Here is a 7,389-nt window from a genome sequence, read left to right on the forward strand (position 1 = left end):
CCACATACCCGATGAGCGGGGCGTCGACGCTCTGCATGACGCCGTTCTGCGGCCAGTTGAGCTGGACGGTGGTCTGGGTGACGGGAAGGAACGGCGTGGCGACCGCGAGGAGCGCACCCAACAGGCCGGCGACGATGGCGACGAGCCGCGCGGTCCTGTGGTTGGCCCCGGCTCGCGTCACGGGGCTAGATGTTAGTTGGCCGGTCGGCGCACTCTGACCCGTCACGGCGACTTACTTCCGGATTGCCAGCACGAAGGGCCCGATGTCGGACACGTCCCACCGCGGATCGTCGAACAATGCGGCGTCGAGCGCGACCTGGTAGCGGCGCACGTTGGGCTGGTTCGGGTAGACGTCGCTGGCCAGTCGCAGCGTGTAGGTGTCGTTGGCGCCATGTCGCATCAGGAACACCGTCGGCGGCTGCCACGGCAGCTTGTCGAGTGCCGCGATGAACTGGTCCGGCTTGGTGATGGTGGCCCACCCCTCGATGGCGGCCGAACGCTCCTTGAACTGGGCAAGCGGGTTGGCGTAGTGCGACGTCAGGCCCTGGAATCCGTAGTAGGGGTAGTAGGCGAGGAAGCTGTAGTCGGCGGTCATCACGACGGTTTCGTTGCGCGGTCGCCCGGTCACCTCGCCGATCTTGGCGTCGACCTCGCGGTAGTACTGCTCGGCGCCGGGAGGCCGACGGTCCGCGCGCTGCCCGGTGCCGTCGGTATCGGTGTAGGCGACGACGATGTCTGGCCGCAGCACGTCGGGAATGTCCTGGGTGAACGTCATGGCGCCGATCGCGCCCAGTGCCGCGCCCGCGGCGATGACGCGCTGTCTGGTCCGCGGGGTGTACCTCGCCGCGACGGCCAGCGTGACCTCGAGGAACCCGAACGCACCCGCGGCCGTCAGCAGCACCGTCAGCGTGGGCTGCAACCGGAAGGACAACAGCGTCGTGCCCACCAGCGTGGTGAGCATCGAGAGCAGAGCCCACGCGTAGACGGCGAGCACACCGATGGCCAGCGCGCCCGCGCGGGTTGAGCTGCGGGCGTAGACCACCAGCCAGAGCGTGCCGACCATGCAGAGCGCGCCGAGCAGGGTGAAGTCCAGCATCGGGAACGTCAGCTGGGCGCCGTCCGACGGCAGGTAGTGCTGCGCGGTACCGCTGTCGGCGGGTGAGCCCTTGGTGGCGGCCAGCAGGTAGGGACCCCAGCCGAGCAGCGCGAGCGCGCCCGAGATCACCGCGATGACCGCGAGCCGCAGCAGGGGGTCCCAGCTGCGCCGGGCCGCTGCGGCGAGCAGCGCCATGATCACCAGCGTGAACGCCGCGTAGGCCAGGAGCAGCGTGTAGAACAGCGCCGCGAGCCCGAGAAAGAGGCCGACTCCGACGACGGCCGCCCAGCCGCCCGATCGGGGCTTACCCCGCAGCCCCGACCACGCCAGGACGAACACCGGCGGCAGGAGCACCGTGATGATCGCCGCATACGGCTCAGCCGGTGCGTACGCGAGCGTGGCGGCGGCGGTCGCCGTCGCCACCACCAGCGCGAGTTCGAAGCGGATCATGCTCGCCCACAGCACGAACGCGACGACGATCGCGGCGGTGATCGAGACGATCGCCCATGGCTTGAACATCTCCCACGCCGGCATGCCGGTCAGGTCGGCGAGCCTGCCGCCCAGCCAGAACCAGCCCGGCGGATAGAACGGTGGGAGACCGATGTAGGTCATGTCGTGCGGCCCCGCGGTGTCGGTCAGCCGCGTCAGGTATTCGGTGCGGAACTGCTGGTCGACCGACACGCCGAAGAGGTACAGCTTGGTGGCGCCCAGCGGCATCGCGAGGGTGACGGTCGAGAGCGCCGACAGTGACACCGTGGAGAGGGCAAGGGAGACCAGCTGCCTGCGCCTTCGCCAGAACCAGCCCGCAGCGAAAAGGCCGACGAGGCAGACGAACTGGCCCACCGTGGTGAGTGCATGAAGCTGGTTCGACGAGTTGAATGCAGGCCACTCGACCCGCGCGATCGCGACCAGCGAGACGGCGGACACTAGCGCCGAGACGGCGGCGGCGCCGATGACGGCAGCCACCGACCGGCCGGCTGTGCTCATCACGTCAGATCGGCAGCTTGCGGAAGATCGGCCGCGGGACGTGCCGCAGAATCATCATCACGTACCGGAACGCCCCGGGTGCCCACACCAGATCCTTGCCCTTGGCGGACGCGGTCACGGCGAGCTCTGCGACGTACTCCTTGTCGACGGTAAACGGGGCCTCCTTGGCTCCGGTCGCCTTCAAGTGGTCGATCGTGGTCTTGGTGCGCACCTGTCCGGGACGGATCACCAGCACGCGAACGCCGAACTCGCGCAGCGCTTCTCCGAGCCCGAGGTAGAAGCCGTCGAGGCCGGCCTTGGTGGAGCCGTAGACGAAGTTGGAACGACGTACCCGCTCGCCCGCCGCGGAGCTCATCGCGATGATCCGGCCGGAGCCCTGCGCACGCATCTTCTCGCCGACCAGCACGCCGACGGAAATGGCTGCGGTGTAGTTGATCTCGGCGATCTGCACGGCCTTGCGCTGGTTCTGCCACAGTTCCTCGGCGTCCCCGAGCAGGCCGAACGCGACGATCGCCACGTCGACGTCACCGCCGCTCCACGCCTTCTCGATCACCGCCGGATGGGTGTCGTTCTTGACCCCGTCGAAGTCGATCCATTCGACCGACTTGGCGCCTGCCGACGTCATGGCGGCAATGGCGTCGGCCTTGCGCGGATGGTCCGGCAGGTCGGCCAGGATCACGCGCACCGGGGCGTCGCGAAGATAGCGCTCGCAGATGGCAAGCCCGATCTCGGACGTCCCGCCGAGCAGGAGAACGGTCTGCGGGTTGCCCACGCCGTCGAACACCATTTAGAGAAGCTCCAAGCGTCGGGCCATGTCCGAGGCGAACACCCCGGCGGGATCGACCTTGCGGCGCACCGCAATCCACTCGTCGATCCGCGGGTACATGGCGTGAAAGGTCTCGGCGGTGGTGCGCGAGTCCTTGGCGGTATAGAGGCGGCCGCCGAATTCGAGGACTCGGCGATCGAGCTCGTTGAGCAGCTGGCCGATGCCTGCCTTCGTCGGGAAGTCCATGGCGACGTTCCAGCCCGCCATCGGAAAGCTCAGTGGCGCTTTGTTTCCCGGCCCGAACACCTTGAACACGTTGAGTGCCGAATAGTGTCCGCTGCGTTGGATGTCATGGATGATCCGTTTGAATTCCTCGACTGCCGACAGCGGCACCAGGAACTGGTACTGGGCGAAGCCGGCGGGCCCGTACCCACGGTTCCACTCGCCGAGCAGGTCGAGCGGGTGGTAGAACTGCGTCAGGTTCTGGACCTTGCCGCGGTAGTGGCCGCCGCGACGGTAGTACAACTCGCCGATGGTGCTGAGCGTCAACTTGTTCATCAGGCCGTTGGGGAACACGTCGGGCACCGTCATCAGCTGCGGTGCGTCGAACTTCAGCGGGTCCTTCGCAAGCTTGTCCGGGAGCTCGTCCAGCCGCGCGAGCCGGCCGCGGGTGATGGCCGCCCGGCCCAGTTTCGGCGGTGCGCTGATGGCGTCGAACCATGCACTGGAGTACGTGTAGTCGGCTTCGCTGCCGTCACTGTGGAAGGCGACCGTCTCGTCGAGGTTCGCGGTGTTGTCGCCGTCGTTGATGAAGTAGGCGGTCTCGGTGGGCGTCATCTCGATGGTCGCCCGCAGGATGATGCCCGTCAGCCCGTTCCCGGCGACGGTGGCCCAGAACAACTCGGCGTCCTGGCCGTCCGGTGTGATGCTCCGAACCTGCCCGTCCGCGGTGAGCAGATCCATCGACCGGACGTGGTCGCCGAAGCTGCCTGCGCTGTGGTGGTTCTTGCCGTGAATGTCGCAGGCGATGGCACCACCGATGGTGACCTGACGGGTGCCAGGAAGGACCGGCACCCAGAGTCCGAACGGCAGCGCGGCCTTCATCAGCTGATCGAGACTGACGCCGCCGTCGAGGTCGACGAGACGCGTCTCGGCGCTGATGGAGTGGATCTTGTTCATGGCGGTCATGTCGATGACGAGCCCGCCGCCGTTTTGGGCGTTGTCGCCGTACGAGCGACCAAGCCCGCGCGCAATCACACCCCGCCCGTCTGCTCTCGCCACGGCGTCGGCGATGGTCTCCGCATCCGGTGTCGACAGCACCTGCGCGACGGTGGGCGCGGTACGGCTCCAGCCCGTCAGCCGCTTGGTGGTGGTTGCAAACATCGTGACGAGGGTACCGCCTGCATCCACGTGGCTACTTCAACCGGAAGATGACTGCCCGCTGGACCACGAAGTTGATGACGGTGGCGGTGCCCTGCGCGATGACGAACGCGACCACGACGGCGGTGGCGGTGTAATGCAGCAGATGTAGGAACAGATGGTTGAGGCCGACCTGGACCGCAAAGGTGACGGCGTACAGGGCGACGACTGCGATGAAGCGGGCCGTGCTTGGAGGTGCCTGGAACGTCCAGCGGCGGTTGATCAGGTACGCGGTGGTGGTGCCTGCGACGAAACTGATGGTCTTGGCGAGATCGGGGTTCAGCCCCACCGCCTTGTACAACAGCACGTAGAGGCCGAAGTCGACGATCGCCGACAGCCCACCGGTGACGATGAACCGCCACGCCTGGGTGGTCAGGCTCAGGTTGGGAGACATCGGGGGCTCGGCCACGCGGGCAGCTTAGCCAGCCCGCTCGTGGAGCCTCACCAGTTCACGCTCTCGAGCACTCCGCACAGGGCGTCGACCGCCGGGCCGAACGCGTGCTCGGCCGGGGTGCCGAAGTTGACGACGATGCCGTCGGCGGAAGGGATCTCGGGACCTGCGTCAGGGTGGCGGAGCAGTGCCAGGCCGGAGAGTGCGATACCGGCCTCGCCGGCGCGGCGCAGCACCTCGGCCTCGGTGCCGTCGGGCAGGGCCAGCAGCAGATGCAGCCCGGCCGACAGCCCGCTGATGCCGACGTCGAATGGTTGCAGTCTCTCGACGAGGCGGTCGCGGCGGCGCCGGTAGCTTTGCCGCATGCGGCGAATGTGCTTGTCGTAGCTGCCGTTTGCGATGAAGTCGGCCATCGTCAGCTGGGCGATTCCGTTGACGTAGAACTGCTGACCACCCATGGCCACCAAAACCCGGTCGATCAGGTCGTCGGGAAGCACCATCCAGCCCAGGCGCAGCGCGGGTGCCAGGCTCTTGCTGGCCGATCCGAGGTACACCACCCGCTCGGGGTCGAGTCCCTGCACCGCGCCGACGGGTTGGCGGTCATACCGGAATTCGCCGTCGTAGTCGTCTTCGAAGAGATATCCACCGGAGCGCTGCGCCCAGTTCAGTACCGCGGTGCGACGGGTGGAGTGCAGTGGTACGCCGTGCGGGAAGTGGTGCGCGGGGGTGAGCAGCGCGGCGGGTGTGTCGAGCCCGTGCAGGTCGTCGACGACGGCGCCGTGGTCGTCGACGGCGATGGGCGTCGTCGCCACGCCCATCGCGGTGAGCGCCTCGCGGAACAGGAACAGCGCGTAGGCCTCCACGGCGATCGGGCCTGCGCCGGAGAAGACGCGGCCGAGGATCTCCACGGCGTGGCGGGTGCCCGCGCAGATGACGATCGAGTCGGGGGTGGTGCGCACCCCGCGGACCCTGCCGAGGTACTCGGCGAGCGCCTCGCGCAGCTCGATCCGACCCCGCGGGTCGCCCATCCGCAGCGCCTCGTTGGGTGCGGTGCCCAGCGCTCGCCGGGTTGAGGCCAGCCACGCACTCCTTGGGAATTCGGCGACGTCGGGTGAACCGGGCGTCAGGTTGTGTGTCGGGACGCCGGGAACGCCCCTCGGCCGGGCGGGCAGCGGTGTGGCACGGCTGTTGACCACCCAGGTGCCCGCGCCCTGGCGCGATGCGAGCCAGCCCTCGGCGACCAGCTCGGCGTAGGCCTCGGCGACGGTGTTGCGGGCCAATCCGAGGTCGGCGGCAAGGTCCCGCGACGGCGGCAGCATGGTGCCCGCCGCGAGCCTGCCGGTCCGCACGGCGTCGCGCAGGGCTGTGAGCAGGAGTTCCCGCACTCCGCGCGTCCCAGGCGTGATGGCGTCGCGCAGGTCGAGGTGCAGATCGCGGGTGCCAGTATTGGCCCATGAAGTCACACTCGAATTGAACCATGCTGATGGTTCTTTGATCGCTAGCGTGGTGGACATGACGCAGACACTCGAACACCCCACCGCCATCGACCGCCTCGCGATCTACAAGGTCGCGCCGGAGTTGTACGACGCCATGATGAGGTTGAGCACCGCCTCCGCAAAGGACGTCGACCCGACGATCGGCGAGCTGCTCAAGATCCGGGCCTCGCAGATCAATCACTGTGCGTTCTGCCTCGACATGCACGTCGCCGACGCCCGCAAGCGGGGCGAGACCGAACAGCGACTCGCGCTCGTCGCGGCGTGGGATGAAGCGGGAAGTCTGTTCACCGATCGGGAACGGGCGGCACTGGAGCTCACCGAGGCCGTCACCGAACTCCACCACGGCCACGTCTCCGACGAGGTCTACGCCAAGGCCGCCGAGGTCTTCAGCGAGAAGGAACTCGCCCAGGTGATCGCGATGGCGGTGACCATCAACGCGTGGAACCGGTTCAACGTGGCGACGCGGATGAAGGCCCCGCGCCGCTGACACGTTCGACGAGGATGGGTGGGTGCCCGACGCGCAGATCTCCTACGAGGGTGACGTCGTGCTGAAGTTGCACCGGCCAGGCACCGACCCGCAGGCGCTTCGACGACGCCTGCGGGTCGCCGTGCGTTCTGGGGTCCTCGCGTCACCGCTCACGTCCGAACCGCAAGCGGTCGACGGTCGTTGGCTCACTCGCTGGCCCCGGCTGGAGATGGTGCGCCCCGACCCCGCTCGCCTGCCGTGGCGGCGAGCGGGAGAACTGTTGGCGCAGCTGCACACCGAGCCGGTCGGCAACCTCGTGGTGGCGCATGGCGCGCCGGACCGCCTGAGCCGCGCACTCGCACGGCTGGGCGATGGTCCCGGCTCCGACGTGATCCGCCGGGCCTCGGCAGGTCTGGACCTGACTGCGACCACGGACCGGCCGATCGCGTTGACGCACGGGGACTTTCATCTCGGTCAGCTCGGCCATGACGGCAAGGCGTGGCAGTTGATCGACGTCGACGACCTCGGCGTCGGCGACCCGGTGTGGGATTTGGCCCGGCCGGCCGGATTCTGGGCGGCCGGGCTGGTGCCCGACGATGACTGGCACCGCTTCCTCGACGGTTACCGCGGCGCAGGCGGTCCGGCCCTGCCGCCCGGCGATCCCTGGCCGGTGCTTGAGCAGGTGGCCCGTGCCGCGGTCGTGGCCGCGGCCGCCAATCACCCCGACGACACCCTGCTGGTCGCAGCGTGCGGGCGGATGGTCTAACT

General features: G+C 68.3%; 8 protein-coding genes. 2 read left to right on the forward strand and 6 right to left on the reverse strand.

What is annotated here, in order from left to right; genetic code table 11:
- The 6 genes from ACRDUX_RS13350 to pdxR all read right to left on the reverse strand — a co-directional run.
- Positions 1-226 (reverse strand): hypothetical protein (locus ACRDUX_RS13350; RefSeq protein WP_526414507.1); only part of this gene is annotated, 226 nt, incomplete at its 3' end.
- A 6-nt stretch (positions 227-232) separates the two neighbouring features.
- The gene (locus tag ACRDUX_RS13355; protein WP_526414508.1) at positions 233-2,083 is read right to left on the reverse strand and encodes an arabinofuranosyltransferase; all 1,851 of its coding nucleotides are present in this window, start codon (positions 2,081-2,083) and stop codon (positions 233-235) included.
- Positions 2,084-2,087: 4 nt separating this feature from the next.
- Complete coding sequence (gene dprE2 / locus ACRDUX_RS13360; RefSeq protein WP_526414509.1) at positions 2,088-2,870, reverse strand: decaprenylphospho-beta-D-erythro-pentofuranosid-2-ulose 2-reductase; 783 nt, start codon at positions 2,868-2,870, stop codon at positions 2,088-2,090.
- Entirely contained in the window at positions 2,871-4,232 is a 1,362-nt protein-coding gene (gene dprE1, locus ACRDUX_RS13365; protein WP_526414510.1) for a decaprenylphosphoryl-beta-D-ribose oxidase, read from the reverse strand.
- Between the two features lie 31 nt (positions 4,233-4,263).
- A complete protein-coding gene (locus ACRDUX_RS13370; protein ID WP_526414514.1) occupies positions 4,264-4,662 on the reverse strand; it encodes a GtrA family protein in 399 nt (132 codons plus the stop codon).
- 47 nt (positions 4,663-4,709) lie between these two features.
- The gene (gene pdxR, locus ACRDUX_RS13375; protein ID WP_526414511.1) at positions 4,710-6,122 is read right to left on the reverse strand and encodes a MocR-like pyridoxine biosynthesis transcription factor PdxR; all 1,413 of its coding nucleotides are present in this window, start codon (positions 6,120-6,122) and stop codon (positions 4,710-4,712) included.
- A 49-nt stretch (positions 6,123-6,171) separates the two neighbouring features.
- Between pdxR and ACRDUX_RS13380 the strand changes: the two genes are divergently transcribed.
- Positions 6,172-6,642: a carboxymuconolactone decarboxylase family protein gene (locus ACRDUX_RS13380; protein WP_526414512.1), complete on the forward strand. Its 471-nt coding sequence runs from the start codon at positions 6,172-6,174 to the stop codon at positions 6,640-6,642.
- A 22-nt stretch (positions 6,643-6,664) separates the two neighbouring features.
- The gene (locus tag ACRDUX_RS13385; RefSeq protein ID WP_526414513.1) at positions 6,665-7,387 is read left to right on the forward strand and encodes a phosphotransferase family protein; all 723 of its coding nucleotides are present in this window, start codon (positions 6,665-6,667) and stop codon (positions 7,385-7,387) included.
- The last annotated feature ends 2 nt before the right edge of the window (positions 7,388-7,389 follow it).

This window comes from Mycobacterium sp., assembly GCF_050701675.1.
Classification (GTDB): Bacteria; Actinomycetota; Actinomycetes; order Mycobacteriales; family Mycobacteriaceae; genus Mycobacterium.

Excerpts from the sequence above, each read along its gene's own strand:
- ACRDUX_RS13355 (WP_526414508.1), bottom strand. The coding sequence starts at position 2,083 with ATGAGCACAGCCGGCCGGTCGGTGGCTGCCGTCATCGGCGCCGCCGCC.
- dprE2 (WP_526414509.1), bottom strand. The coding sequence starts at position 2,870 with ATGGTGTTCGACGGCGTGGGCAACCCGCAGACCGTTCTCCTGCTCGGC.
- dprE1 (WP_526414510.1), bottom strand. The coding sequence starts at position 4,232 with ATGTTTGCAACCACCACCAAGCGGCTGACGGGCTGGAGCCGTACCGCG.
- ACRDUX_RS13370 (WP_526414514.1), bottom strand. The coding sequence starts at position 4,662 with ATGTCTCCCAACCTGAGCCTGACCACCCAGGCGTGGCGGTTCATCGTC.
- ACRDUX_RS13380 (WP_526414512.1), top strand. The coding sequence starts at position 6,172 with ATGACGCAGACACTCGAACACCCCACCGCCATCGACCGCCTCGCGATC.